Source organism: Desulfovibrio sp. 1214_IL3152, from assembly GCF_036763055.1.
Classification (GTDB): domain Bacteria; phylum Desulfobacterota; class Desulfovibrionia; order Desulfovibrionales; family Desulfovibrionaceae; genus Desulfovibrio.
Genome location: NZ_JBAIYW010000266.1, coordinates 1 through 1,474, shown reverse-complemented (window position 1 = coordinate 1,474; position 1,474 = coordinate 1). Strand labels below are relative to the sequence as shown.

At 60.7% G+C, this 1,474-nt stretch carries 1 protein-coding gene and 1 pseudogene; both read right to left on the bottom strand.

All coding sequences use genetic code 11. The features are described 5' to 3' along the window. Positions 1-376, bottom strand: a 376-nt coding sequence (locus tag V6C07_RS05745) for a 3,4-dihydroxy-2-butanone-4-phosphate synthase (protein ID WP_333535406.1), incomplete at its 3' end; no start/stop codon positions are given. Positions 377-872: 496 nt separating this feature from the next. After that, positions 873-1,474 (bottom strand): annotated as a pseudogene (locus V6C07_RS05740) (hypothetical protein); the annotation flags it as partial.

Below are 1,474 nucleotides of genomic sequence, written 5' to 3'. Positions count from 1 at the left end.
GCCCCGGCGTCACAAGGTCGTCGGGGCGCACATCGTCGGCAACGGCCGCCAGAATGGTGGTGGCGCGGTCCGCTGCGGAAATGCCCGTGGTAACGCCGTCGCGGGCTTCAATGGAAATGGTGAAGTTGGTGCCGAAACGCGAACCGTTGCGCTGCGTCATAAGGGGCAGGTCAAGCCGGTCGATCATTTCCGGCGACATGGGCAGGCAGATCAGCCCCCGCCCATATTTAGCCATAAAATTGATGGCCTCGGGGGTGACAAATTCCGCGGCCATGGTCAGGTCGCCCTCATTCTCCCGGCCTTCGTCGTCCACAAGAATGACCATTTTGCCCTGTTTAATGTCGGCAACGGCTTCCTCAATGCTGCACAATGGCATGATGCTTCCTTCGTTTGGCCCGTGGCGCGGGCTGTGAATATTATAATTTATGTAAGGTAGGGCCGTCACGGCCTTCTGTCAACCGAGAGCCACAGCCCCAAAAACCTGCCCAGGCCCTTGGCATGGCACGACGACTGCGCCACAAAAGCGCACAAACCGTGTCCGCGAGCCGCCGACAGCCTGTGGCAGTGAATCTGTCCTATAGCATCTTCGCATTGAGAATATCTGTTCGCAATACTTCCAAGACGCCCGCTCCGGCGTTTAACCGCGCAGATAAACTGCACTTACGCCTCCGCGGCGGGCGTCTGCTCCCGCATCCGCCAGGGCAATTTCAAAGAGAAGTTGCCCTGGACAGTGTCGTCACGAAAGCCTTTCCCGGCATCTCTGCGTCGAACTTCGCCTTTTATTCCGGTCGAGTACCATAAGAGTACACTCCCTGCATAAAAGGCTCGTTCTCCTTGATATACCAAGGAAATCCATCTCGTGACGACACTGTCTAAGACGTTGCGCCCGCCGGGCGCAAGCCCACCTCGGACAGCAGATCGGACATGGGCCGCCCCAGAAGGAACGGCAGCATGGCCGCAGGCACACCCGCGCGCTCCACACACAGAGCGCGAAAGGCCGACTCTGTGCGCACTGCCTTGCTGATGTCGTCAATCAGGCTTTGGCGCTCGCCTTCTTCCACTCCGGCATCCGCACCGTCTCCCCTGTGTGCGCCCTTGGGCGCAAAACCGAGCCGCGCCGCGGCTTCAAGCACAGGAGCCACAGGATTTTGCTCTTCGTGGGCAGCCACAAGGTCAGGCAGAAAGGCACGGGGACCATCGGGCATGTCCTGAAAGCCCGGTATCTGCTCCAGGGCGGCCAGCGACTCCAGAGTTCTTGCGCGGTCAAGCAGCGGTTCACGAACCAGCAGTTGCTCCAGCGACTCCGTATTCATGCAGAACAGGGCCGAACACTGGGCCGGGCGGTGCGCATAGATGGCGCAGCCCGATCCGTCACGATAGAAACGGCAACGCCAGGGGTGGGCCTGCCCGCCAAGCCCTGCCACCTTGATGCATTCCCGGTCGAGGGGCCGCAATTCGCCCCGCGCGTCGTCAC